This is a genomic window from Paenibacillus sp. Root444D2 (assembly GCF_001426375.1).
Taxonomy (GTDB): domain Bacteria; phylum Bacillota; class Bacilli; order Paenibacillales; family NBRC-103111; genus Paenibacillus_E.
Genome location: NZ_LMEO01000005.1, coordinates 184,135 through 210,325, shown reverse-complemented (window position 1 = coordinate 210,325; position 26,191 = coordinate 184,135). Strand labels below are relative to the sequence as shown.

The following is a 26,191-nucleotide window of genomic DNA, read 5'->3' as shown; positions in this document are numbered from 1 at the left end:
TCATATTAGGATATTATTCAGGTGGTGCCTTGTCATGAAGGAGGATAGGAAAATAGATTTATCTGAGAAGTTGCTTGATAGCTGAAGGCGTACATCTTGTTTTCTGACGATAGTATAAGTTTAAAATGAAAAAATGAGAAAGCGAAAGGTGAGACGCTATGCATCTGCTTATTCCTGGACAAGAAAACCTACTAATTAATCATCTCGTTTTAGATTTTAATGGAACGATTGCTTTAGACGGACTGATCTTACCTAATGTTAGGGAGAAGCTGTTAGAATTAGAGAAACTACTTAAGATCCATGTATTAACCGCTGATAGTAACGGTAGTGCCGCTAGAGAATGTGAGGGACTACCCGTAGAGCTGCATGTTATCGGTCAGGATGATCAACGAGAGGAGAAAAGAAGATTTGTTCGTACGATTTCACCAGGTGTGGTTGTTTTGGGCAACGGGGTAAACGATGAACTAATGTTTCGTGAAGCCGATCTTTCAATCGCAGTAATAGGGCAAGAAGGCTGTGCAACGGCGACATTAATGAGTAGTAAAATAGTCGTCACAGACATAATTGATGGATTGAATTTGTTGTTAATGCATCATCGGCTCATTCCAACGCTCAGAAAATAACCATTTTGTTTATTTCGCATTACGAGAGTTAATGGCTACATTTAGGGGGGCGCAAATTATTTGGAGAGCTCCTTTTTTTGATTTGCGACCCTTAACAGGTATTTCTCCCGAAGTTTATAGGGACAGCTTGGTGCTGTTCCCTATTTTCGAGCGTGTAAGGCGACATCTTGAGTCGGATCAACACCCCTAAATTTGTAATGCTGCATGTCGTTGCCTGTGCGGCGCGTAAAAGGAAGAGGAGGTTATCTTGAAACATGAAGAAGAAACTACAGGCTCTTATCTGCGTCTGTTCCCTTGGTGTAATGGGGATGGCCGCACCGGTCGGTGCGCAATCGTTAGGTCAGGGCACACAAAGTGACCAAGTACTGGATTTGCAAGAACGATTAAGCGCACTGGGTTACTTTAAAACAGGAATTACCGGTTATTACGGTATCCAAACTAAGAATGCGGTAAAGAAATTTCAAGCCAGTTATGGCTTGTCAGTTGATGGTGAAGCCGATTCACTAACTCTTTCTAAACTAAATAAAACGATTTCACCCAAACAGTCGGTTCTGGACGAAATGGCGCGAATCATTCATTCCGAAGCTCGAGGGGAGTCCTTTTTAGGACAAGTTGCCGTGGGGGCTGTCGTTCTTAATCGAGTTCAGTCCGAGAAATTTCCTGATTCCATCACTGAGGTTATTCATCAGCCAGGTCAATTTTCAGCCGTTGAAGATGGCCAGTTTAACCTTAAACCAAATTTGTCAGCCTACCGCGCGGCAATGGCCGCTTTGAACGGTTTGGATCCAACAACTGGGGCACTATATTTTTACAATCCTGATATTGCCCAGGCATCTTGGAGCAAAAAAAGAACTGCCAAGATTACTATTGGCAATCACGTATTTACCTTTTAAGCCTAGATATAACGACAAAAGTCGCGTATATCCGGAGGAGTTGCTTAGCAGCAACTCCTCTTTTTGTATTAAAATAACCATTTTCGTATTTCTTGAACATTTAAAAAAAGAAAAATTAAGTACCAAAGATATTGTTACAGGAGATGCAGCGACAAATTAATCTGCTGGTGATAAACTCGGTGGCCTGTTGTGAATGGGCAGGATAGCCAAATCTTATTCATAAAAAAGGTTTTTTCTGGAAAATTGCGAAATATATTTAGCAGGTTGTCTTCATCATGGATAATCGTTAAGAGAGGAGAGGGTATTTTGCAGAAGTCGATAGCTGTTGAGTTAGTTGAAGTGGCGCCGTTCAAAGCATTGGCAGTACGGACAGGGATGACACCTGACAAGAGCGGGACGCGGGTGGCGTGGAGCACGCTTACAGCGCAGGTCCCCCTTAAGGATGCGAGATTAACTGATGGGCCCTCTGCGTATGTGTTCATTCCACAGGAGCAATGGAGCAAGCAAGTCGATACGCTCTGGGTCGGGCTGGCGGTTCACGAGTTCGGAGATGTACCTGATGGCATTGAGACTCTGGAGGTATGCGGAGGGCTCTGTGCAAGCGCCCGCGTATACGGGAATGAAGTACACATGTGGCGTGTATATGATGCGATGTTTGCGTGGCTAGAGCAGTCGCCCGATTATGAGCTCGATCGGCGTGAAGGTGTATTTGGGATGGAGACGTTTCCACTTGAACCGTTGAACGCTCTCACAATCCCCTATACGGAAATCGAAACATTCGACTTTACGATGTTATACCCGGTGCGCAAGAAGTCGGGATTTTAATGCACGACGAATATGGACGGATTGGAATATATTCAACATGTCATTGAACTAAACGGAATTACTACCAAGGTTGCCGGTGATTCGCTCGGCGGCCTATTCCGCTACGGCAGATTATAATCAAAGGGATTTTTCTTAAGGATATTGAAGTAGTAATAATTTTAGGGGGTTCATATGAAATTTCTAATCATCCAACCAAAATTTGAGAAGAACATAGTTCAACTTGAGACCGAACTGCGAAATAATCCTTTCGCTGATGTTGTAATCTTTCCAGAAGGTTATTTGAATGAAAATGTGGAACAAGCATGTATTTTAGCAAAGAATTATAACAAGATATTAATTGGAGGACATAGAAGGCTAAACGACAATCCAAAGGATAGAGCCATAATTATTAACCGCTCTGGTGATATCGTTTTGGATCGGATTAAGTACAGCCAGACGATTTTTAAGTCGGTAGAGGGTCTAAAGATAGGACACATACTTTGTGATGAATTGGTCAAACAAGGAGTGAAGAATGAAGATGCTCATGCTATTGACCTAATTGTCCATCCAATCGGTGTAGGAATGTTCAGTGAGGAACAGTTCGACGAATGGATAAATGAAGCAAAAAAGATTGCTGTTACATATAAATCTATGATTATTGGTACGAGTCACGCCGACGGCTCATTCAGCGGTAGTGATGTATCCATACCAATTGCATACTGCTTTGATGAAAAGGGAGATGCTATTTTCGTTTCAAAAAACGATGTACGAACTCGAATGTTGGATATTCAAACAAAAACCGTTTCTTTTCCTCAACTCATCAATAAATAAACGCGAAAATTTTAAGCTAACGGATAACATTTGTTCAATAACACCAATGTTAGGCTTCCGGTTTAGGGGCCTTTTTTTGTCAACAGGCCGTTAAACTAAAGCCATTCCACACAAAATGAAGAAAATATTATATGATTGAATGAGAATGGCTTCTAAATTCTTGAGGAGGTTGGCTGATTTGAAAAGAATAGGAATTATTGTTGGTAGTTTAAGGGGAAATTCGTTTAATCAAATGATTGCGAATACGATCCCTGAACTCGTAGATTCAGCGAAATATGAATTCATATCGATTGAGAATCTTCCCTTGTATAACGCGGATTTGGATCATGGAGAAGGGCCAGACCCAGTTATGCATTATCGTGAGGCGATTCAAAAGACGGATGGCATCATCATCGTTAGCCCTGAGTATAACTCAGGAATACCGGGAGTACTGAAAAATGCACTGGACTGGGCATCGACTCCAACCAAAACATCCGTCCTAATTCATAAGCCTGCAGGTGTGATAGGTGCAACGCCTGGCGCAAAAGGAACGATTCTGTCGCAGCAGCAAATTAGGCAAGCGTTGGATGCCACCCAATCATATGTTATGCCGTCTCAAAAAATGTATATATCTCAAGTTTTGAATAAGGTTGATTCAGATACTCGCAAGCTCATAGATGAAACGACCCGCAAATATCTGCAGCGCTATGTACAATCGTTTATGCAATGGATAGACCAGGTACAACGGCTGAATGAGTAGTACAGGTTCTACACATACAGATTCCATCGTTGATCGAATATTAGAAGAAGTTAAAAGAAGGTTTTCCTGACTTAACAAGAGATACGATTGGAGGAGCTTGCAGCGAAGCAGCTCCTCTTTCTCATTGAAGTAACGGGTAGCATTTCTATAGAAACTTAATGGGTGATAATGATGAAATTAGAACGGTTAATATCGATTACTTATGCGCTTTTAAATAACGAAGTCATTTCTGCTTCAGAGCTTGCGAACAAATATCATGTATCCCAACGAACCATTTACCGTGATATAGAGGCTATTTGTGCGGCTGGAATCCCTGTTGTATCCTTTCAAGGCGTTAACGGCGGATATGGGATTATTAAAGAATATAAAATGGATAAAAGTTTATTGCACGCAAGCGACATTGAGTCATTAATCACGCTACTTCACAGTACGGCAACGGTGTTTAAGGATGACCGAGCAACGGAGACTATACATAGGCTTCAGACCATTCAAAGCGATAAGATGCCAAGCTTGACCATGGATCTTGGAAGCTGGCGAGCCAACAACGCAACTCTCCATACACTTCGAGCAGCCATAACGGATCGCCGTGTCATTCGATTTGAATACATGAATTCTAAGAATGAGAGAGCCAATAGGATAGTTGAACCAGTCAGCCTTCTGTTTAAATATTATTCTTGGTATTTACATGGGTACTGTAGGGCTCGTAACGATTATCGCGTATTTAAACTTACAAGAATGTTAGATTTGGTTAGCTTGCCGGAATTATACCAGCGTATCCACCCAACACTACTACAAGATATTTCTTTGGACTATCAGAAAGAAGAAATCGAGGGTGCTGTTCTTCATTTCTCAGGCAGATCCTTGGCACATGCCCTGGATTGTTTTTATGCGGAGGATAAATATTTCAATGAAGATGGCACGCTTACGGTTACCATTATCAATCCTTCTGAAGTTGAATGGTTAGTTGAAACGATTTTAAGCTTTGGTGATGATGTGGAGGTTCTTGAACCACTCGCGTTAAGGCAATTGCTCAAAGATAAGATTGAAAAAATGTTAAATCGATATCTTCAAGTATGACAGACTGTTGTCATACTTTTTTTATTATAATGAGCTCAAAGAGAAGGCAAGTCAGCTTTTCAAGGAATTGGAGGTACACACCATGCACAATTATCCATATTTTTTTGAGGAAAAGATAAGAGAACATAATCAGGAGCTCAAAGAGATTGAAAGTAACGCCTGGAAATGGGCTCGATCTGTTTCGAAGAAATCAAAACCCACTATCCTATCTGTCCTTTTGGTACTTATCAGACTGAAATGATGAAATACCTCCCCAAATCATTTGGTGGTGTTGTTTCTTTGCCTGGTATAATAGCTTCTGGCAAGATGCTAGAACTCCTCAATAACGAGCGAAACTACCTTCAATTCAAGCTAATAAGGTGTTGTTTGCGGATGAGCCCATTGCATTAGAAGGAATCCGAAAGATGGCCGATTGGGAGGAGATGGGGTTTAATTGAGGACCGTCAGGATGATCTTCCTGACGGTTTTTTTAACTCGCTGGGATTGGTTTCAGCCTTGAAAGCTCACTCAGTACACAATGTGCCATAAAGCGATTGCCTTCTATTTATTATTCCACAACCGCGGTTCATTCTTAGGTTCTTTTTTGCATGCTCGCCTTTGATGGAGGATAGCCTTTAATGGATCTAAATACATTACTGAAATAGCAGTTGTCTTTGTACCCGCAGCGTTCCGCCACTTCCGAGACGGAAAACCCGCCGCCGGACAGCATCATTTCCGCGTTGTTGACCCGAATGATGTTAATGAAATGTTTGACGCTGAAGTTCGTGCTGGTTTTGAAGAGCTTGCCGAGATACACAGGGTGCAGATTGACTACCTTGGCGACAGTCGCCAAATCCAGCTCATTCGAGTAGTGGTCGATGATGAACTCCTTGACCTTGTCGATCCGGATATCAGAATGGGATTCAGGGGAATGGCGAAAGGAAATCGCCAGTAACTGGTGGAGAATCAAATGAAAGATGCCTCTCGCAAACATTCGATATCCGGGCTGCATGCCACTCCAAACGCGATTAAATTCAAGGATGTAGTTTAAGATTTCGCTTGAGATTCGATTTTTGGTTACGATTTCGAACGGAAATCGGATTTTATCGGAGGGCTGCATCAGAGTAAAGTTGAAGGCGTAGGAATGCATGGGATCATCTTTGAAGGTATGTGCCTCGCGGATACTTCCCTGGGGAATGTAAAGCACATCCCCCGCTTCCACCGTGATTTTCTCGCCGTTAACAAAATAATTCGCTTTTCCTTCGACGATGAACGTCAGGTCATGAAAATCGATTTCCTGTCGGATGATTTCCCATTCGGGAAAACAGCGTCGGTCGACGAATAAGAAAACCTCGGGGACAATTGATTCGAACTGCTCGAAGTCCATGGCAAAGATCAGCTCCTGTATGATTCAGGATCGCTTCCTTTATCGGAAAAAGGAGCACTGTGTCCATCATAGCATGCCCATAAGGCTTTTAAAAGATATTTAATAATTACAAGTATTCTTGTATTCTTCTATGGTAAAAAAATAGGCCATTTTGTAAAATTATATTAAATTGATGGTGCTCATACTTCAAAGAATACCGCTCCAATTTGCGATGTTGTTATTTAATAATTACAGGTTTTTATGACTCGAATAACGAGGGGAACAGCAATTGATGTGCTGCTTATATTTAAACCTTCGGACTCCCCATAATTCGCATTGACTTCTAAAAGAAGAGTATTTGTAATGATATTGTGACTAACTAGTAAGGAGGAAACACAATGATATGGGTAACTTAACCGGGTTTTTAAAGTATCTTGTATGCGCTTTCTGAATGCGCATAAGAATTCAGGGGACTAGTGATTAAGCGCAATTGCGAAGATTTTTTTGGTGTATGATTAGGAGACAATTTTCCAATAGAAAGTGGTGGGTAATTATATGTCAGTTGCGAATAAGGCGGTTTTACAGACCCCTCTTCTAAGACACGTCAGGAAGGAGTGGAAGTTGTATTCCTTTCTACTTATTCCCGTTATTTACTTTATCATTTTCAAGTACATTCCTATGCTTGGTAATGTAATCGCTTTCCGTAAGTATAGAGGCGGAACCAACTTGTTCGGGACGGAATGGGTAGGATTATCTTACTTTACCATGTTCATGAAGGATCCCTCCTTTTGGAGAGCCTTCCGCAACGATTTGTATTTAAGTGTCTTGTATTTAGTCATTCGTTTCCCACTCACTTTGATTTTTGCGCTGTTGCTGAATGAACTTCGGCGGATTCGCATCAAGAAATTCGTCCAGACCGTATCGTATCTGCCTCACTTTATCTCCATGGTCATCGTCGCGGGCATGACCAAGGAATTGCTATCCATGTCCGGGCCGTTTAACACACTGCTCGCCAATCTGGGTTTAGAGAAAATTGCATTCATTTCCTTACCGCAATGGTTTCCGACGATTTATGTGTCGTCCGGCATTTGGCAAGGGCTCGGTTGGGGCACCATTCTCTACTTGGCGGCGATGACCGGCATCAATACCGATTTGTACGAGTCGGCCAAAGTGGATGGGGCTAATCGGTTACGGCTAGCATGGCACATTACGATTCCAGGTATTTTGCCGACGATCATGACGCTGCTCATTCTCGATATTGGCGGCATATTGGGAGCGAATTTTGAGAAAATCCTGCTCTTGTACAATCCATTAACCTATGAGTCGGCAGATGTTATCTCCACTTACGTTTACCGGATGGGGATCACCGGCGGGAACTTCAGTTATGCCACTGCAGTTGGTCTGTTCGAAGGCATCATCGGTCTTATTCTGGTCACGTCGGCGAACTACATTTCCAAGAAAACAACGAATTCGGGCTTGTGGTAGAAAGGAGTAGTTCAGATGAAGGAGTCAGCGTCCTATCGTATGTTTCAGATTATTAACGGATTCATCATGGCCCTTGTCGTCGTCATGACTTTGTATCCGTTCTTATATCTAGTCGCTCAGTCGTTCAGCTCGGAGGCTGCCGTATATGCAGGGAAGGTCACCATATTCCCCGTTGACTTTACGGACCAAACGTACCGAGCCGTGCTAAGCAGACCTGAATTCTTCAAATATTATGGCAATACGATCCTGTATGCCATTGTAGGAACGGTGATATCCGTAGCGGCGACGGCCGTTATGTCTTACCCGTTGTCGAAGGATAGGTTGCGTCTTAACAAATTCTTTATCCCTTTCGTCTTGTTCACGATGTATTTTGGCGGCGGGCTGATCCCGAACTATATCTTGGTCGCCAAAACGTTGCACATGAGGGATACCATCTGGGCCATTATCATACCCGGCGCCATCAGCGCCTTCAATGTCATCCTAATGAAGACCTTCTTTGCAAGCTTGCCGAACGAATTGGAAGAAGCGGCTAAGGTCGACGGCCTAGGTGTTTACCGCATCTTCCTAAGGATTACGCTTCCGCTCTCCAAACCGATTCTGGCCACGATGGTATTGTTCAGCATGGTCTCCATCTGGAACAACTGGTTTGGTCCGTCTCTCTACCTGGAATCGAAAGATAAATGGCCGGTCGCCCTCTATTTGCGGCAGATCATCGATAGCGCGATTAATCCGACTGAAGCCGGACTCAGCAGTGATGCGACCGCTCAGATCGCGGCAACTATTAAATCCACTGCGATGGTGTTGACTTCTTTGCCGATTATTTGTCTCTATCCTTTCGTGCAGAAGTATTTTGTGCAAGGCATGATGATTGGTTCCGTAAAAGGGTAATCGCGTTAGGTTTGTTTCGGAAAGGCTGCAATCGCGGGTTGTTACTAAGAGGCATCTATATGGCGGCGTTTCTGTTATATAAAAATATACATTTGAGAGGGTGCACAGAATGAAAAGATCTGCAAAAGCAGTAGGGGTTGCATTGGCGGTTCTGATGACCGTCGGCATGACAGCATGTACAAATAGCGACACGCAAGAATCGTCCAGCAGCGCATCCCCAGGTACAAGCTCCGCAGCACCACAGAATTACTCCTTTGGCGAAGGCCAAACGTTCCGTTCGAATGAGCCTGTGAATTACTCGATTATGTTCAGCGATCAACCGACCTATCCGTATAAGAAGGAATGGCGGCTCTGGAGCGCGATCACAGAAAAAACGAACGTATCGTTTGACGTAAACGTAGTGGCTGCTACCGAATACGAGAACAAGAAGTCGCTCTTAGTCAACAGCGGCGATGCTCCCTTCATTATCCCCAAAACTTATGACGAATCCGCTTACGTAGCCGGAGGCCAAATTGTACCGATCAGCGATTGGGTGCAGTACATGCCGAACTATCAGAAGGCTGTAAAAGCTTGGGGAATGGAAAGAGACCTGCAGCAGAAGCTGAAATCGGACGGGAAATATTATGTGCTGCCAGGGCTGTGGGAATCGCCGGGAGCAGGCTACTCCTACATGATTAGGAAAGACATTTTCGAAAAAGCGGGAGTCGACGTGAAAGGTCAGGAAGGCAAATGGACTTATGAAGACTTTTACCAAGCCCTCAAAAAAGTGAAAGAGTCTACCGGTGCGAAGTACGTAATGTCCGATGAATTCACGGGAAAATCGACGCTGAATATTACGGCAGCTCAATACGGCGTAACCGGCGGTTGGGGAGTTGCCAACGGCACGCGCTTCAATGAACAGACGAAACAGTTCGAATTCGCCAATTCGACCAATGAGTTCAAGGATTATGTGACGTTCTTAAACAAGCTGGTCAAAGAGGGGCTGCTCGATCCGGAGTCCTTCACCCAAGACGATAAAACCGCACAAGCCAAGTTCTATAAAGGCGATACTTATGTCATGAACGCCAACTACCAGATACTGGCCGATTCCAAGACCAAGATGCAGGTTCCGAACGCCGATCTGTATATGATCGTTCAACCGGGCGGCCCGAAAGGGATGCTTCAAATCGAAACGTCGCGTCTCGAGAACGGAGTTATGATCAGCCAGAATGCGCTCAAGAAGCTCGGCAAGGACAATTTTATCAAAATGCTTCGCTTTGTTGACTGGTTGTGGTATTCGGACGAAGGCCAAACGCTCAGTTTATGGGGCGTCGAAGGCGAGACCTATACGAAGGATGCGAGCGGCAATATCACGCTCAAACCGGACATCTCCTTTAACGGCATGAACCCGACAGCAACGAAAAAATTAAACGTCGACTTCGGCTTCGGTGGCGGCAACTTCGCGTACGGCGGTTCCACTAAACTGCGGATGTCCAAAATGACTGAAGGCGAGAAAGACTACCTCAGCCGCATTCAGACTCATCGTAAACCGAGAACGCTGGCTCCGCCAATCATGGGTACCCCGGACGAAAGCGAACAAATGAACCTGATCTCGAAACCGCTGATGGATTATGTGGATACGATGACCCTGAAGTTCGTCACCGGCCAAGCTAACCTTGCAAACGATTGGAATGCTTATGTGGCTCAGGTCGAGGCGCTCGGCGCTTCCCGCTATATCAAAATGGCAAACGATATTTTTAACAAGACGAAGAGCAAGCTTGGATACTAATCATAACAAATAGTGCTCTTATAGGATCTGCGACAATGGACATTGTCGTAGATCCTGAATTTTTAATATGAAAATTACTGGTGGCGTTAGCCCAAGTCATCTATATATGAAATAGCGATAGGATCAAGACTCTCTTAATGCCCGATAAGTCATTTTTTACATATTTCAGGATACCTTGGAGCGTGGGAGTAAACGATGAATAAGAAGACACTGTTTAATAGTGGATGGGAATTTGCCAAGAGCAGTCTGGATGTGACGGATGGCGGCGGTTTGACATTTGAGCCGGTAGATCTCCCTCATGATTGGCTGATCTACAATACATTAAATCTGTATGAAAATAGTATCGGCTGGTACAGGAAGAGATTTACATGTGCCAAAGAAGCAGATCAGCAAATTTTAATAAGCTTCGATGGAGTCTATATGGACTCATCCGTTTATGTGAATAAGCGATATATTGGAGAATGGAAGTACGGATATTCATCCTTTGAACACGAGATCACAGATGTGATCGTTGACGGGGATAATGAAATCGTGGTGAAGGTCGTCCACCAAAGTCCGAATAGCCGGTGGTATTCGGGGGCTGGCATCTATCGCAATGTGTGGCTAAAGACGAGAGCGCGAGATCACATTGTAACGGATGGCATTTATGTTGCTGCAAAAAGGGTTGGCGATAGCTGGGAGGTAGAAGTTGAGACGGAATTGAGCCTCCATGAGGATGTCCGAATTTCACATGCGATCCTGTATAAGGGCGAAGTTGCTGCGATTTCGACAGACAAGAGTGTTGCGGGCAGCTTTCTTAATCGACAGAAGCTATCGATAGATAGCCCTCTTTTATGGAGCATGGCAGAGCCGCATCTGTATCAGCTTGTCACCCAATTGCAGCGTGCTGCAGAGGATCGGGAAGACATAGTCGTAGAGAGCATCACTCAGAATCTCGGGCTTCGGGAAATCATACTTGACCCACAGCTGGGGTTCCATCTGAACGGCACAAGTATGAAATTGAACGGGGTTTGCGAGCACCACGACTTAGGTGCGCTTGGAGCAGCCTTTAATAGAGAAGCCTTGAGAAGAAGGCTAACAATTTTGAAAGAAATGGGCGTTAACGCCATTCGAACCGCTCACAATATGCCTGCGGCAGAACTTATGGATCTAGCGGATGAGATGGGGTTTCTGGTCGTCTCTGAAGCGTTCGATATGTGGGAAAGATCTAAAACTCCATATGATTATGCAAGATTTTTTAAAGATTGGGCTAAGGCCGATGTGAAAAGCTGGGTCAAGCGGGATCGGAATCATCCGAGCCTGATGATGTGGAGTATCGGGAATGAGATTTACGACACTCATGCAGATGCAAGAGGGCAAGAAATCACTCGAATGCTTATGGATGAAGTGCTGAAATACGATCCGAAGCAGAACGGCAGTGTGACCATCGGTTCCAATTATATGCCTTGGGAGAATGCGCAAAAATGTGCGGATATCGTGAAGATTGCCGGCTACAACTACGCGGAGAAATATTACCATAAGCACCATGAGGAGCATCCCGATTGGATCATTTACGGCAGCGAGACGGCCTCTCTCGTTCAAAGCAGAGGCATTTATCGATTCCCGTTCGAGAAGTCCATTCTTGCCGATGACGACGAGCAGTGCTCGGCACTGGGAAATAGTGCGACGAGCTGGGGAGCCAAATCCGTCGAGGCCTGTATTATCGCTGAACGAGAGTCGCCTTTCTCTCTAGGGCAATTCATTTGGACCGGTTTCGACTATATTGGGGAACCGACGCCTTATCATACCAAGAACTCCTATCTCGGACAGATTGATACAGCTACATTTAAGAAAGATTCGTATTACATCTACCAATCGGCATGGACCGACTACAGGACGAATCCGATGGTCCATATTTTTCCCTATTGGGACTTTAATCCGGGCCAATTGATCGATGTTCGAGTGTGCTCGAATGCGCCGAAAATCGAATTGCAATTGGGTGGCGCTATCGTGGGAACCTTTGATATCGATCATAAGCATGGAACCCAGCTGGTCGGCTGGTGGAAGCTTCCTTATGAAGCAGGGGAATTGAAAGCAATAGCCTATGATGAAACGGGCCGTGTCATTGCGACGGATATAAGAAGGTCCTTTGGGGATGCGAAGAATATTTGTCTGCTGCCGGATAAGGAGAGCCTGATGGCCGATGGTACGGACTTGATCTTCCTGGAAATCTACATGGAAGATTCAGATGGTAATCCGGTGGAGAATGCAAGCAATCGGGTACGTGTCGAGGTGACGGGGGCAGGCCGTTTGCTTGGTTTGGATAATGGCGATAGTACCGACTATGATCCATATAAAGGGAAAAGCAGAAGACTATTCAGCGGCAAACTTATGGCGATTATCGGGGCTACCCTGGAGCATGGCAAGATTCGGGTTGAGGTTTCTTCCGTCGGCTTGGAGAGTCAGACGGTGGAATTTGATGCTCTTCCGGTAAGGGAAGAAACATCCTTAGCCGGGGTTTCCGCCTATACCAAGAACCAAGAACTGCCGCTGATCATGGGAACCTTAGATGAAATCCCATTACGTAAGATTGAAATCGTAAGCCCGTCCGGACAAATGTTCGACGAATCGAGAAAAGAGATGACGCTGCAAGCCTGCTTGTACCCCGCAGATACCTCCTATCAAGAGGTCGAGTGGAGTGTTGTGAATGATACGGGAATTGCCTCCAATCTTGCGAAAGTGGAAGCATTTGGCCAAGAAGCGAGAATCACCGCATGGGGCGATGGCGATTTCCGGGTTCGCTGTATGAGTAAGAACGGTACGAACAAGACGAAGCTTATCTCCCAGCTGGAATTTAAAGCAGTCGGACTCGGCACAGCTAACAAGGATCCTTATGGATTTATCTCTGCCGGCCTTTTTGATTACAGTAAAGGGGAGGTTGGAAACGGGAACGAAAGAGGCGTAGCTACATGCCGGGACGGTGAGACTGAAGTCGGGTTCCGGGATATTGATTTCGGAACGCACGGGTCCGATCTAATTACGATTCCGATTTTTGCCTTGTCCAGCGAAGAGTATTCCCTGCAAATTTGGGAAGGTATGCCGGATGAAGCGGGCAGTGAACTCCTAGCGGATGTCATCTATCAGAAACCGTCCAAGTGGAATGTGTATCAAGAAGAAACCTATCGATTATCCAAGCGTCTTTGCGGGATCACTTCCATTTGCTTCGTCCTTCAGAAGAAGGTGCACATCAAGGGCTTTTCGTTCCAAAAGCAGAACAGAGCCTTCGAGATAAATTACGCCACGGAATGCGACCGCCTTTATGGCGATACGTTTACGATCTCGGAAGCCAGCGTTGAAGGGATAGGAAATAATGTTTTCTTGGAATTCGACCAAATGGATTTTACAAGCCTAGGGGCAACGCAGCTTGTCGTCTATGGCCGATCAGTTCTTGATAAAAATACCATTCATATTCGTTTCGCTAATCCGGAAGGTGAGGAAAATCAACTCATCGAGTTTACACAGTCCGATGGTTACGAAGAGCGGGTCTTTGAATTGGAAAAAATAACAGGCCTCCAAAAAGTAACCTTTCTATTTTTGCCGGGAAGCCAATTCGATTTCGGTTGGTTCCGATTTGAGAGGTCGTTACCTGAATGAACATAAACTAGCGGAGGTATCACGATGAGTCACATCACGAACGCATATGCCTGCTGGTTACGCAATGCGCCTATAAACGATGACAAGAGAGTAGATGAATATCAGGTATGGGCACGAGAGATCGCCGTGCCCGGTCCTTTATCAGAGGTGCTTCAGACTGCGGTTGCGGAGTTAATGGATGGTCTCGATGCTATGCTTGGAGTGAGGCCCCTCCGTTCCACGGCTTCCAATGGGAGTTCCTGCATCCTGATCGGCGTTCGCGGGCAGTTACAAGGTCTTGATGCCGAGCTAAGTTGGCCGGATGGATCCGAAGATGGTTACGTGATCAGAAACGTATCGATGGATGGACAATCGAGGCTTGTCGTTGCCGGCCAATCGGCAAAAGGAGCCTTGTACGCGGTTTTCCATCTTTTGCGGCTGATGCAATGCGGTGAGAGTTTGACTAATCTTTCGATTACGGAAACGCCCGCTAACGGATTGCGGATGCTAAATCAATGGGATAATATGGACGGTTCGATTGAACGAGGTTATGCGGGGAAATCCATATTCTACCGAAATAACGAGATTGTTCGAGACATGTCGCGAATCCGTGACTATGCCCGCTTGCTGGCATCGGTGGGGATCAATGCCATTTCGATCAATAACGTGAACGTACACTCCGTAGAATCCCTGCTGATTACGGATAAGCTGCTACCGGATGTCGCTCGGGTCGCCAGCGTATTCCGGCGCTATGGAATCTCAACGTTCCTAAGCGTCAACTACGCTAGTCCGTTAGAGCTTGGAGGCCGTACCAGCGCAGACCCGCTTGACGAAAGTGTCAGGCAATGGTGGAAGGAGAAAGCTGAGGAGATTTACAGGGAGATCCCGGACTTTGGCGGCTTCCTGGTAAAGGCAGATTCCGAGGGGCGACCCGGGCCGTTCACTTACGGGCGTGACCATGCTGATGGTGCGAATATGCTGGCGGAAGTGCTTCAGCCCTTCGGCGGGATCGTCATTTGGCGCTGTTTCGTATACAATTGTGAGCAGGATTGGCGCGATAGCAAGACCGACCGGGCGAGAGCGGCGTTTGATCATTTTACACCACTTGATGGGAAATTTCGCGATAACGTCATTCTGCAGATTAAGAACGGACCCATGGATTTCCAGGTCCGCGAGCCGCTTTCTCCGCTTCTCGGAGCGATGTCCGCGACGAATCAGGTGCTGGAGCTGCAGATTACGCAGGAGTACACGGGCCAGCAGAGGCATCTGTGCTACCTGATCCCCCAATGGAAAGAGGCTCTCGATTTCGATACGTTTGCCCATGGGAGCGGAAGTACGGTTGCGAAAGTTGCAAGCGGACTGTTGTTCGGGAGACGGCTTGGGGGCATTGCGGCGGTATCGAATATTGGAGACAACCCGAATTGGACCGGACACACGCTTGCACAAGCCAATTTATATGGCTTTGGAAGGCTTGCATGGAATCCGCAGCTATCAGCTGAGCAAATCACACTAGAATGGATCTACATGACATTCGGTTCTGACCCCGATGTAGTACGAAGTGTGTCGAAGATGCTTCTCGATTCGTGGAGAATCTATGAAAATTACACAGCTCCTCTTGGCGTAGGATGGATGGTCAATCCAGGTCACCATTATGGCCCGAACATAGACGGATATGAATATTCAAGATGGGGGACGTACCATTTTGCCGACTGCCACGGCATCGGCGTAGATCGAACCATCCAAACGGGAACAGGGTACACATCCCAATACTTTGCGCCGCGTTCGGAATGGTACGAGTCAAGGGAATTATGTCCGGATGAACTGCTTCTCTTTTTCCATCATGTGCCATATACGCACAAACTGAAGACAGGTAAGACGGTCATCCAGCACATCTACGATACTCACTTCGACGGCGTTCTTCAGGTGGAGGAATTGGCCCAGATCTGGAGTTCGCTAGAGGGGAAAGTAGATGCTGAGCGCTTCGAAGATGTGAGGAGCCGACTGCGAGAGCAAGCGGCACATGCGAAGGAGTGGCGGGACCAGATCAATACCTACTTCTTCCGTAAATCGGGCATTCCTGACGAATACGGCCGTATCATAAATTAATATATGGAAGACGGGACGAACAAACAGACGTGGCAACTTGTATCTGTCTACAGTCCCGTCTATATTTTGCTGATCACTTTATATAAGGGATGGTTTGGATGACGATTACAATTAGACAGGTTATTGATCGATTGTTAGAGCAGGCTCCAGTAAACGAGCCCACTGTGGATTCATTGAGAGTCGGATCGGCCCAAACGGAAGTAACGGGAATTGTCGTCGTTTTTTTGGCCACGCAGGCTGTGATCGAACAGGCTGTGGCTTTAGGAGCCAACTTGATCATTTCACACGAAAGTCCGTTTTACCGTCACCAGGAGGATATGAAGGTTTTGCAGGATGATCCGGTTATTAACGAAAAGCGCGAATTGCTTGATCGTACAGGAATCGCCATTTATCGTTATCACGATCATATTCACCGCTACAAAACGGACGGTATTATGATGGGGTTAATTAACGCACTGGGCTGGGCGCCCTACGTTGAAGAGCATTTGCCCGCCGCAACGGTTGTGCAAATTCCTTGCATGACCCTTGAACGCACAGCGCAATACTTGAAGGAAAAGCTTCAAATACCATTCGTGCGCGTTGTGGGGGAAATAGAGATGTCTTGCACCCGCATTGGGCTATTGGCAGGCTACAGAGGGGGGGCAGCCTTGGCACTCCCACTGCTGAATAATTACAATCTCGACCTGGTGATCGCAGGAGAAGGGCCGGAATGGGAAACGCCGGAATATATTCGCGACGCTGTTCATCAAGGCAAGAACAAGGCATACATCGCATTGGGTCACGCGGAAAGCGAAGAGCCCGGCATGAAGGAATTGGCGGAAAGACTGCAGGAACAGTTCCCCGGCCTAACCGTTCATTTTATAAGAGAAAAGCCTTTATTTCATATTTTGTAGTCATATCGCATTAATCACTATGAAAAGAGAATTAGTTCTCGATATTGCAGGAGTCCTAGCTACAAATTTTTCACCATTTTTCTGGCAAGAACTATCCGAAATACCTAAAGTACCTTATGAAATGCTTCTTAAGTTTATACAGGAAATGCGTGAAGAACTATGGACTGGCAAAAAATCGTTACTTTGGAGGGGATTTTTCGTGGAGTTTAATGTCCGAAGAAACCTTTAAAGTAAGGGCACTTCAGACATATCGACAGCGGTGAATGATTATGGTAATATTTGAGAATAATAGATTCATCACAGGAGGTTATATAATGGGAACAAGTAATCAGGCAACGATAACGATAGAAACAATCGTTCATTCTCCCGTCGAAAGCGTGTGGAAATATTGGACGGAGCCGACGCATATTAAGCAATGGAGTAAGGCTTCCGATGACTGGCATACTCCGTTTGCCGAGAATGATCTGAGGGCCGGAGGTAAATTTGTCTCGAGAATGGAAGCCAAGGACGGCAGCATGGGATTTGATTTCGGCGGCGTATATGATGAGGTGAGCATGAATGAGAGCATCTCCTATACGCTTGGCGATGGTAGAAAAGTGAAGATCACTTTTATTGGCCGAGACAATGAAACGCAAATCATCGAATCGTTCGAAGCAGAAGAGACCAACGCTATCGAGATGCAGCAAGCCGGATGGCAGGCGATTTTAGATAATTTCAAAAAATATGTGGAAACAGCTAAAGCAGAATAAAAAACTTTCGAAACCTTAGAAGCGCATGCCGACATTGGCATGCGCTTTGCCTATGTCCCCCAGCAGGGGCGTCATCCGAACGGTTGTATGCATCATACAAGCAGGAATAAGTTGGTTGTTAAAAAAGAAGAAAATAATATGCGGATGACGGCGAAACCAGGAGAATGATGTGACGGATTTTGGATTCAATAGATTAAAATCTATTGCTATTGCACTAATGCAGAACTTTTAAATAAACAGGATTGTTTAGTTAAAATAAAATTTTCAATAAAGACTTTCACAGATTGATGATAAACTCTAGATATCGTAAATCAAAGAACAATATACTTATCTTTTGACTAGGTGAGAATATAAGTTCAAGTAAGGAGTCTTGGGTTAATATGAAACAGAATAAATATGATGATCTCGGATTCTTCGAAAAATACAGTGAAATGCCTCGCTCGATTGGTGGACTAAATGCTGCCGGGGAGTGGCCCGTACTTCGTGCTATGCTTCCCGAACTTCGAGATAAAAGAGTTCTTGACCTCGGATGCGGCTTTGGTTGGCATTGCCAATATGCAAGAGAACAGCAAGCCCGGTCAGTGATTGGAGTAGATCTCTCTGAGAAAATGCTAGCGTATGCCAGAGAAAATAACAACGATTCCACGATTGAGTATCGGAGGCTCGCAATTGAAGACATCAACTTTGAAGCAGGGGAGTTTGACGTTGTGATCAGCTCGCTTGCTCTTCATTATGTGGAGCACTTCGAAATCGTTTGTCGTAACATACATCATTGTCTTGTATCAGGAGGATCGTTCATACTTTCGGTTGAACATCCAATCTTTACTGCACTCGCAGCACAAGACTGGTATTATGGTTCGGGGGGCGAGCGATTGCACTGGCCTGTCGACGACTACCAGAATGAAGGTCTACGGCAGGCGAGATTTCTGGACAATGATGTTGTCAAATATCATCGAACTATTGCTACCTATGTTAATGCCTTAATTGATTCTGGCTTTACTATTATGAAACTCTCCGAACCTCAACCAACACAAGAAACTTTGGATAAGTATCCAGAGATGAAAGACGAAACCCGTCGCCCCATTTTCCTCTTGATCGCAGCGGTCAAGAATTAAACGTATCAATTAGTATAAATAGAACGACGGAATACGAGTGTGATAACACAACAGGCTGCCGGCAATATTGGCAGCCTGTTGTGTTATCGGATAGACTTGTCGATTTTCTTTGTTAAAAATAAGTGGATTCAGCGAGGGGCTGTTTAAGCTGCGTCAGGTTAAATGGGACACGGATCAATGTATTGAAATTTTTATTTGAAGTTGTGTCGATTTTGTCGTTAACGGTTCGTCGTCTTTATAGAGGCTCGGATATCCAGTAAAAACAGGAATCTGATCTAAACCCAAAACAATCTAGAAATAAAGTTTAACGTAGCAGCATGACTAAAAACAACAGAAAAGGAGACATACAATGTATTCAATAATTTCAAGAGACGGTACCAGGATCGTTTATGACAAAGTTGGCCAAGGGCCAGCACTCATTCTGGTAGCAGGTGCGTTCAGCTACCGAAAATTTCCGGGACTTGTGCAGCTGGCAAATCAGATGTCAGAGCACTTCACGGTCTACAACTACGACCGCCGCGGTCGCGGGGATAGCGGAGACACACAGCCTTATGACATAGGGCGCGAGATTGAAGATCTTCAGGCATTGATTGATGAAGCTGGCGGCTCAGCATGTGTTTGGGGATTGTCATCCGGGGCGGTTCTTGCCCTGAAGGCAGCATCAAGAGGGGTAAGCATCACGACTGGCTCTGCATGAACCACCATTTGTAGTCGATGCTGCCGATCGGATGCCACCGAAGAATTTCGTAATGCACGTTACTGAGCTTATTTCCGCTAATCGCCGGGCAGAGGCCATCAAGTACTTTATGACCAAGGGCATGGGGGCTCCTTCATTCGTTGTCAGCTTGATGCGCATGATGCCAGGTGTGTGGTCTAAGCTCATGGCCGTTGCACACACACTCCCCTATGATGCGGCTTTGTTGGATGGATATATAGACGGAAAGTCGCTGCCTACCAAATTGTGGAGCACAGTCACGATCCCAACGCTGGTACTCGAAGGTACAGAGAGCCCGTTTGCGTTGCGTCACGGTGCACAGGCATTAGCTAACGTGTTGCCCAATGCGCAACTGCTGAGTAAAAAGGGACTCGGCCATACCAAGAAACTTAATACAAAAATGATTTCATCGGAGCTTACAGCATTCTGTATGGGCAATCTTTAGTTATAAAGCGTGGGCATCCCCAAAGCGTCAACAATGGGCGGCAGGAATATTTCATCCTGACGCCGAAAAAATAACGAAGCTACACTAAAAATAGGAGGTAATCACATATGAGATTTATGATGATTGTTAAAGCTACAACAGATTCTGAGGCGGGGACTATGCCCAGCCAGGAGCTTATTGATGCCATGCAAAAGTATAACGAAGAATTGGTGAAAGCTGGTGTTTTGCTTGCTGCCGATGGATTGCAACCCAGCTCAAGCGGAATCCGGATATCTTATCCGGAGCCTGGAGGCAAGCCAAAGGTTATTGATGGTCCGTTCACGGAAGCGAAGGAAATGATCGCGGGATATACGCTGATCGAAGTCAAATCCAGGGAAGAAGCTATAGAATGGGCACTACGCATGCCGGATCCCCACGGATATGGACAAGGCGAGATTGAGCTCAGACAGGTATTTGAGTTTGAGGAGTTAACGAACGATACCGAATCGCAGGAGAAAGAAGCGCTCCTTCGCAAACAGGCTCAGGAGCAGAAGAAAGCGTGACATTGTCCATTACACAGCGGACTATTGATGCAATATGGCGAATTGAATCAGCAAAGCTTATCGCGGGATTAACGCGAATGGTACGGGATGTGGGTCTCGCAGAGGATCTTGCCCAGGATGCATTGGTGATTGCCCTTGAAAGATGGCCGGAAATCGGAATTCCAGCCAATCCTGGAGCCTGGCTGATGACGACGGCTAAGCGGCGCGCGATCGATTATATGCGCAGGACTAAATTGCGTGATCAGAAATACATAGAGATTGCCAACGGTATGGATTTGTTTACTGAGGAAGACATGGATCGTATTTTGGATGGGGAGATCGGTGACGATCTCCTTCGCCTGATCTTTATGACCTGTCATCCGGTGTTATCACAGGATGCGAGAGTTGCCCTAACGCTGCGCCTGTTATGCGGGCTTACCACTGATGAAATCGCACGTTCTTTCCTTGCCGCCGAATCTACGATTGCCCAGCGGATTGTTCGGGCCAAGAGAACGCTCAGCGCCGAAAAGGTTCCTTTTGAGGTGCCTGTAGGAGAAGAACTCAAAGAACGCCTGTATGCAGTGCTCGAGGTCATTTATCTTATGTTCAATGAAGGGTATTCGGCGACCTCGGGGGATCACTGGATACGTCCTCTGCTTTGTCAGGAGGCGCTTAGACTGGGACGCGTTCTTGCCGAAATCGCACCTCATGAACCGGAAGTTCACGGACTAGTTGCCTTAATGGAAATTCAATCCTCGCGTTTTAAAACCCGAGTTAGCTCCACAGGTGAACCCGTACTTTTGATGGACCAGAACCGGGCGCAGTGGGATCGCTTGCTAATCCGCCGTGGATTGGCAGCACTTGAGCGCAGCCAGAAGCTTGGACGCCCGCTCGGTCCATACTCGTTGCAGGCTGCAATTTCTGTTTGCCATGCACAGGCGCCTACCGCAGCTGAGACTGATTGGATCCGCATTGCAGCGCTTTATGAAGCGTTATCTAGGGTAACGCCATCGCCGATCGTCGAGTTAAACCGGGCGGTCGCCATATCTATGGCGTTTGGTCCTGCCTTCGGGCTGCAGATTGTCGACGAGCTGTGCGCCGAACCTTCCCTCAAGGGATACCATCTGCTCCCAAGCGTTCGCGGTGATCTCCTAGTGAAGCTGGGGCGGTTCGATGAAGCTCGTACAGAATTTGAACGTGCGGTGTCGATGACCCAGAATGTCCGTGAGCAGGAGCTTTTAAAGAACCGAGCTTCTGAATGTGAGTCTGAAGCATCGAAATAATTTTTTTAGCCGCCTTGTCGATTACATAGTTTCCCGTTCGTTGTCATAGTAGGGGAAGGGTTACGGCAGCTAGCTGCTGCCTCAAGTCATCTTCTCACAAGGAGGGAAACGATCTTGCTATTTATGTTGATTTTCAAGGCGATAGGGTACTCGGAGGCGGGTGTAAAGATCTGCCGGGAACACAATGATGCTATGGTTTCGTACAAGAAGTCTTTAGCCAGATCCGGTGCGCTCCTGGCTTCAGAAGAGCTTCAGCCAAGCTCCAACGGGATCAGGATATTGTATCCATTACATGGGGGAGAGCCAGAAATTAAGACTGGCCCTTTTCCAGCAGATCAAATGCTCATTGCCGGATATACGCTGATCGATGTGAATTCAGAAGAAGAGGCTGCAGATTTGGCGCTCCGGATGCCAATTCCAAGAGGACACGGGGCATTCGAAATCGAGATGCGGGAGCTCAAAGAAAATATGAATTCTACACGAGACCCAAGAATACTGGCCTTGGAAACCGATTTAGAGGACCAAATCAACATGTTGAAAAGAATATAATATACCATTACTTTCATAAAGGAGTGTATCAGTATGAATCAGGAAGTAACCGATTTTATTGAAGCGTTAAAAGAACCATGGCAGGGGGAACAGTCCAAAAATCTTCGTGAAGTCGTCCACCAGGCCATACCGGATGTACATGAGCGTATTCAGTATAAGAAGCCCCATTTTTTGAAAAACGGAAAATACGCTGCTGTCATCTCGACGTCGAAAGACGCGGTCAGCTTCACGATCTTTAATGCTGTCGAGCTGGAGCTTCCAGAAGGCATGTTCGATGGTCCCCCGGAAAGAAAAACACTAAAGCTGCGTAAAGGGGATTCATTTGATTCCGGACAGCTGGTGTCATTGGTCAGTCAAGCTTCAGGCTCACTTTAATTACGTATGCAATCTATTAATCATCAAAAAGGGCTGCGTTTAACTTTGTAAAGACAAAGTTTGGCGTTGTTCTTTTTTGTATTCAGATAAAGATCTTATAAAAAATTCTTAAAATACAAGAAATTAAATGGTTACAGCGTGGATTATCCTGGTTGGTTATGACGATTGGATTACGTAGTACTTGGGCTGTAAGAAGCCTGCGGATGGTAAAATTTACATTGTGTTGGAGGAAATCCAACTTGTTTTCAATTCCGAACTGGATTTGAAGCATTCAGATGATCCGATTGGACCTCTGATTAAGGATTACGCTATTACGTTAATCATTGGAGACGGAACCGAGAGGGAAATTAAGATCAGTGGGAATTCCTCACATTGAATAAACATAAGGTGAATGGCGAAAGGCGTAGCCCAAATCAAATCAATTTCCTGTTTCGATTATTGTAATAAATGTCAGCCCTTTGAAGCAAATTATTGAGAACGGTCCTACATGTGGTTAAACACTATGTCAGTATGACAAAAGGTCTTCAGTCTGTGCCAATCGCAGTCAACATCGAAGTAGCAAGTAATATGCTAAAGCAATTAAGCCATCGAAAATAAGGATGCAGTCAAACAATTGAGGTGTCTAAAGTATGAAGGAGCTTCTGTTGTCATTAGGAGCAGGTTTAATTATTGGTGTTCTATTCAAGGTGCTAAAGCTACCTTTGCCCGCGCCGCCTGTACTTTCAGGTATTTTGGGAATAGTTGGTATTTATGCAGGCGGCAAGATAATGGAATTGTTTCTAAAATAGGAAGCAGGACGAATTAGAAAAAGGAGGAGTTTTGTCGAGTTTCATCCTTCTTTTTCTTACATGTTGTGCTGCAATGATAAACTTTGAATAAAATGCCAAAATTGATTAACTCAGCTTACGAGCGGACGTGACAATGTAGGAACAATAGATCTTTGTGATCGCATTTTGCAAGCACTGCAATAATAGTCTTTTAATCAACTTTAAATAAATGAGCACGGAGAGTTTACTCTCATCCCTTTTTGGGGATGGGAGTTTTTTAATTCTCAAAGCTAACAATAACTCCGAATACATTCAGTTAATCTTAAGAAAATTTTAATGTTCTCTCCATATAATGAAACTATCGATGAAGCATGTATATGGGAGGAAATTCACGTGGCAAAAATGAACAAAAAGTGGGTCGCTCTGTGTTCAACAGCTATTGGAGCTATTTATGCCGCCGGATATTTCGCAACGGAAACTCAGGCAACGATTCAGCAACCACAACAACAAGTCCAAGTTACACAGACTAAAAGCAGTCAAATAAATAGAATTTATAAAGAGGGTACCTATACGGGTACAGGAAGCAATCGACGTGGATCAATTCAGGTGGCAGTTACCATTAAAAGCGATAAAATTACAGATGTTGAAATCAGCCATTTTGCCATGCATTATACAATTGATGATGTCGCAGGGCTGCCTCAAGAAGTGGTACAAAAACAAAGTGCGCAGGTAAGGAATGTATCGGGCGCAACATACAGTACACAAGCATTCAAAGATGCTGTACAAGATGCGCTTTCTCAGGCGCGAAACTCATAATGGGCAAAATCATGAAAAAAACGAAATTATTTATGGATACCGTTGTAGATATACAAGTCGTCACTCGGAAATCAAAGGTTCAGACAGAAGCAGTTGATCGGGCTTTCGAGGCATTTCGGAAAGTCGAACAAGCCTGCAGCCGTTTCAGTCTGGACAGTGAATTGATGGCGGCATGCCGAGTCATAAAAACTCCCGTTCGGATTAGTCCGTTTTTATTTGAGCCTTTGAAGTTTGCTTTGGAAGTGGCGAAATGGACGAATGGGATATTTGATCCTGCGGTGGGAAAAGCGATGGAAGAACTGGGATTCAATCAGCATTATTTAACTGGGGAAACCATTCAAAGCTCCTCAGTGGGCTCCTCTTCCTATCGGGATATCATCTTAAATGAGCAGGATCGTACATTGTATTTGCGGAAGCCGATGGTGATTGATTTAGGTGCCGTGGCTAAGGGATTCGCAATCGATTTGGCCGCAAACGAGTTGAAAGATTTTGAAGGATTTGTCGTCAATGCTGGCGGGGACCTCTATGCTGGGGGAGTAGACGAAAACGGCAGCAAGTGGAGAATTGGCATTCAGCATCCCGAGTACAAAGAACAAATCATTCAAACGGTTGAAATATCGAATGAGGCGGTCTGTACCTCTGGAAGTTACGAGCGCAAGAGCGAATTAAAAGCCGGTATGCATCATATCATCGACCCCAAATCGAAACAATCACCGGGCGAATGGGTCAGCTGCAGCGTCATCGCTCCTTTCGCTATGATGGCGGACGCCTTCTCGACAACCTTCTTCTTATTGGGGTTAGACCGTGGGAGAGTGTTAATAGAAGAAGTTGATCTCAAAGGTATCTTGATATCATCCGATTCACAAATATATAGAGTAGGGGGTATATAAATTGACAGTTAACCAATGGATTAAAACACCAAAGGGATATGTCATAGTTTCCTTGATTGCCTTTCTACTAATAGCCTCCATATGGTCACTAGATATTAGAGGCATTTATAATAGTATCATTGCCGTCGTTGTTTCTTCAGCTGTGGATACTCTTTGTTCCCGTATTGCCAAAAGGAAGCGAATGATGCCAGACGGTGCGGTTATAACAGGGTTAATCATAGCTTTAATCTTAAGCACAACTTCCTCCTGGTATATTGTTGCTGCAACTTCCATTATAGCTATTTTATCGAAACATTTTCTTGCCCACAAGAAAAAACCAATCTTCAATCCAGCGGCATTTGGACTGCTACTGTCCATCCTGTTCTTTCGAACAGGACAAAGCTGGTGGGGCGCATTCGGGGATCTTCCCACATGGACAGTTGTGTTTCTATTGATTGGCGGATACATGGTGACGAACCGAGTGAACAAATTTCCTCAAGTTTTTTCATTTCTAGGAACGTATTTCATCTTATTATTAATTATGGGGTTTATTGATGTCGGAGACGCCACTAACGCACTTCGATCGCCTTTTATTAATGCATCCCTTTTCTTTGCACTTTTTATGCTTACAGATCCGCCTACCTCACCGGCAAAAAATAAGGATCAAGTCATTTTTGGCATCCTTAGCGCGATCATGGGTACAGTTATTTATGGCATTTTTGGAGGTTTGATGTACTTATTTATAGGATTGCTTATCGGGAACTTATATCATTTACTTGTACCGAAGCTTAGGAACGCCACTCGATATATTAATTGAATGAGGGGATTGTTTACATGCAAAAAAACGTAATGGATGCTCTTGGAAAATTTTGAGTCATGTTCTCCATGATTTCACATGATACAATTTGTAAGATCCATGTGGA

At 45.2% G+C, this 26,191-nt stretch carries 26 protein-coding genes; 25 read left to right on the top strand and 1 reads right to left on the bottom strand.

Annotated elements, in window-relative coordinates:
- Window positions 1-158 precede the first annotated feature (158 nt).
- The 6 genes from ASD40_RS05330 (at window position 159) to ASD40_RS05305 (ending at window position 4,967) form a co-directional block, all read left to right on the top strand.
- Window positions 159-623: an HAD family hydrolase gene (locus ASD40_RS05330; protein ID WP_057302289.1), complete on the top strand. Its 465-nt coding sequence runs from the start codon at window positions 159-161 to the stop codon at window positions 621-623.
- A 254-nt stretch (window positions 624-877) separates the two neighbouring features.
- The gene (locus tag ASD40_RS05325) at window positions 878-1,516 is read left to right on the top strand and encodes a cell wall hydrolase (RefSeq protein ID WP_082562077.1); all 639 of its coding nucleotides are present in this window, start codon (window positions 878-880) and stop codon (window positions 1,514-1,516) included.
- A 306-nt stretch (window positions 1,517-1,822) separates the two neighbouring features.
- Window positions 1,823-2,341: a GyrI-like domain-containing protein gene (locus tag ASD40_RS05320; RefSeq protein ID WP_057302288.1), complete on the top strand. Its 519-nt coding sequence runs from the start codon at window positions 1,823-1,825 to the stop codon at window positions 2,339-2,341.
- Between the two features lie 171 nt (window positions 2,342-2,512).
- Window positions 2,513-3,151 (top strand): hypothetical protein, encoded by a 639-nt coding sequence (locus tag ASD40_RS05315; RefSeq protein WP_057302287.1) that lies wholly within the window; start codon window positions 2,513-2,515, stop codon window positions 3,149-3,151.
- A gap of 178 nt (window positions 3,152-3,329) precedes the next feature.
- Window positions 3,330-3,890 (top strand): NADPH-dependent FMN reductase, encoded by a 561-nt coding sequence (locus tag ASD40_RS05310; protein WP_235549170.1) that lies wholly within the window; start codon window positions 3,330-3,332, stop codon window positions 3,888-3,890.
- 168 nt (window positions 3,891-4,058) lie between these two features.
- Window positions 4,059-4,967, top strand: coding sequence for a helix-turn-helix transcriptional regulator (locus ASD40_RS05305; protein ID WP_321166581.1), 909 nt, complete (start codon window positions 4,059-4,061; stop codon window positions 4,965-4,967).
- Window positions 4,968-5,538: 571 nt separating this feature from the next.
- On the opposite strand, the gene ASD40_RS05300 is transcribed toward ASD40_RS05305, so the two are convergent.
- Complete coding sequence (locus ASD40_RS05300) at window positions 5,539-6,333, bottom strand: helix-turn-helix domain-containing protein (protein ID WP_057302284.1); 795 nt, start codon at window positions 6,331-6,333, stop codon at window positions 5,539-5,541.
- Window positions 6,334-6,867: 534 nt separating this feature from the next.
- Between ASD40_RS05300 and ASD40_RS05295 the strand changes: the two genes are divergently transcribed.
- The 19 genes from ASD40_RS05295 to ASD40_RS05210 all read left to right on the top strand — a co-directional run bounded on the left by ASD40_RS05295 (window position 6,868) and on the right by ASD40_RS05210 (window position 26,085).
- Entirely contained in the window at window positions 6,868-7,797 is a 930-nt protein-coding gene (locus ASD40_RS05295; RefSeq protein ID WP_057302283.1) for an ABC transporter permease, read from the top strand.
- A gap of 15 nt (window positions 7,798-7,812) precedes the next feature.
- Window positions 7,813-8,685 (top strand): carbohydrate ABC transporter permease, encoded by an 873-nt coding sequence (locus ASD40_RS05290; RefSeq protein ID WP_057302282.1) that lies wholly within the window; start codon window positions 7,813-7,815, stop codon window positions 8,683-8,685.
- A 109-nt stretch (window positions 8,686-8,794) separates the two neighbouring features.
- Complete coding sequence (locus ASD40_RS05285; protein WP_057302281.1) at window positions 8,795-10,453, top strand: ABC transporter substrate-binding protein; 1,659 nt, start codon at window positions 8,795-8,797, stop codon at window positions 10,451-10,453.
- A 195-nt stretch (window positions 10,454-10,648) separates the two neighbouring features.
- Window positions 10,649-14,086 carry a glycoside hydrolase family 2 TIM barrel-domain containing protein gene (locus tag ASD40_RS05280; RefSeq protein WP_057302280.1) on the top strand — a complete coding sequence of 1,146 codons (3,438 nt, stop codon included), beginning with the start codon at window positions 10,649-10,651 and terminating at the stop codon, window positions 14,084-14,086.
- Between the two features lie 24 nt (window positions 14,087-14,110).
- Window positions 14,111-16,171 (top strand): alpha-glucuronidase family glycosyl hydrolase, encoded by a 2,061-nt coding sequence (locus ASD40_RS05275; RefSeq protein WP_057302279.1) that lies wholly within the window; start codon window positions 14,111-14,113, stop codon window positions 16,169-16,171.
- Between the two features lie 98 nt (window positions 16,172-16,269).
- A complete protein-coding gene (locus tag ASD40_RS05270; protein ID WP_057302278.1) occupies window positions 16,270-17,064 on the top strand; it encodes a Nif3-like dinuclear metal center hexameric protein in 795 nt (264 codons plus the stop codon).
- 314 nt (window positions 17,065-17,378) lie between these two features.
- Window positions 17,379-17,813: an SRPBCC family protein gene (locus ASD40_RS05265; RefSeq protein WP_057302277.1), complete on the top strand. Its 435-nt coding sequence runs from the start codon at window positions 17,379-17,381 to the stop codon at window positions 17,811-17,813.
- Between the two features lie 380 nt (window positions 17,814-18,193).
- On the top strand, window positions 18,194-18,928 hold the full coding sequence (locus tag ASD40_RS05260) for a class I SAM-dependent methyltransferase (RefSeq protein WP_057302276.1): 735 nt from the start codon (window positions 18,194-18,196) through the stop codon (window positions 18,926-18,928).
- Window positions 18,929-19,277: 349 nt separating this feature from the next.
- Window positions 19,278-19,625, top strand: coding sequence for an alpha/beta fold hydrolase (locus ASD40_RS38470; protein ID WP_235549169.1), 348 nt, complete (start codon window positions 19,278-19,280; stop codon window positions 19,623-19,625).
- Between the two features lie 121 nt (window positions 19,626-19,746).
- Window positions 19,747-20,088: an alpha/beta fold hydrolase gene (locus tag ASD40_RS38465; RefSeq protein ID WP_235549168.1), complete on the top strand. Its 342-nt coding sequence runs from the start codon at window positions 19,747-19,749 to the stop codon at window positions 20,086-20,088.
- A gap of 107 nt (window positions 20,089-20,195) precedes the next feature.
- Complete coding sequence (locus tag ASD40_RS05250; protein WP_057302275.1) at window positions 20,196-20,630, top strand: YciI family protein; 435 nt, start codon at window positions 20,196-20,198, stop codon at window positions 20,628-20,630.
- A complete protein-coding gene (locus ASD40_RS05245; RefSeq protein ID WP_057302274.1) occupies window positions 20,627-21,892 on the top strand; it encodes an RNA polymerase sigma factor in 1,266 nt (421 codons plus the stop codon). Before ASD40_RS05250 ends, ASD40_RS05245 begins: the two co-directional genes overlap by 4 nt.
- 123 nt (window positions 21,893-22,015) lie before the next feature.
- Window positions 22,016-22,441, top strand: coding sequence for a YciI family protein (locus ASD40_RS05240; protein ID WP_235549173.1), 426 nt, complete (start codon window positions 22,016-22,018; stop codon window positions 22,439-22,441).
- 33 nt (window positions 22,442-22,474) lie between these two features.
- A complete protein-coding gene (locus ASD40_RS05235) occupies window positions 22,475-22,816 on the top strand; it encodes a DUF1801 domain-containing protein (RefSeq protein ID WP_057302272.1) in 342 nt (113 codons plus the stop codon).
- Between the two features lie 181 nt (window positions 22,817-22,997).
- Window positions 22,998-23,192: a hypothetical protein gene (locus tag ASD40_RS38460; RefSeq protein ID WP_057302271.1), complete on the top strand. Its 195-nt coding sequence runs from the start codon at window positions 22,998-23,000 to the stop codon at window positions 23,190-23,192.
- A gap of 253 nt (window positions 23,193-23,445) precedes the next feature.
- Entirely contained in the window at window positions 23,446-23,604 is a 159-nt protein-coding gene (locus tag ASD40_RS05225; RefSeq protein ID WP_057302270.1) for a XapX domain-containing protein, read from the top strand.
- Between the two features lie 381 nt (window positions 23,605-23,985).
- Complete coding sequence (locus ASD40_RS05220) at window positions 23,986-24,399, top strand: FMN-binding protein (protein ID WP_235549172.1); 414 nt, start codon at window positions 23,986-23,988, stop codon at window positions 24,397-24,399.
- A gap of 11 nt (window positions 24,400-24,410) precedes the next feature.
- Window positions 24,411-25,289, top strand: a complete 879-nt coding sequence (locus ASD40_RS05215) for an FAD:protein FMN transferase (RefSeq protein WP_057302310.1) — start codon at window positions 24,411-24,413, stop codon at window positions 25,287-25,289.
- Between the two features lies 1 nt (window position 25,290).
- Window positions 25,291-26,085, top strand: a complete 795-nt coding sequence (locus tag ASD40_RS05210; protein WP_057302268.1) for an RnfABCDGE type electron transport complex subunit D — start codon at window positions 25,291-25,293, stop codon at window positions 26,083-26,085.
- Window positions 26,086-26,191 lie beyond the last annotated feature (106 nt).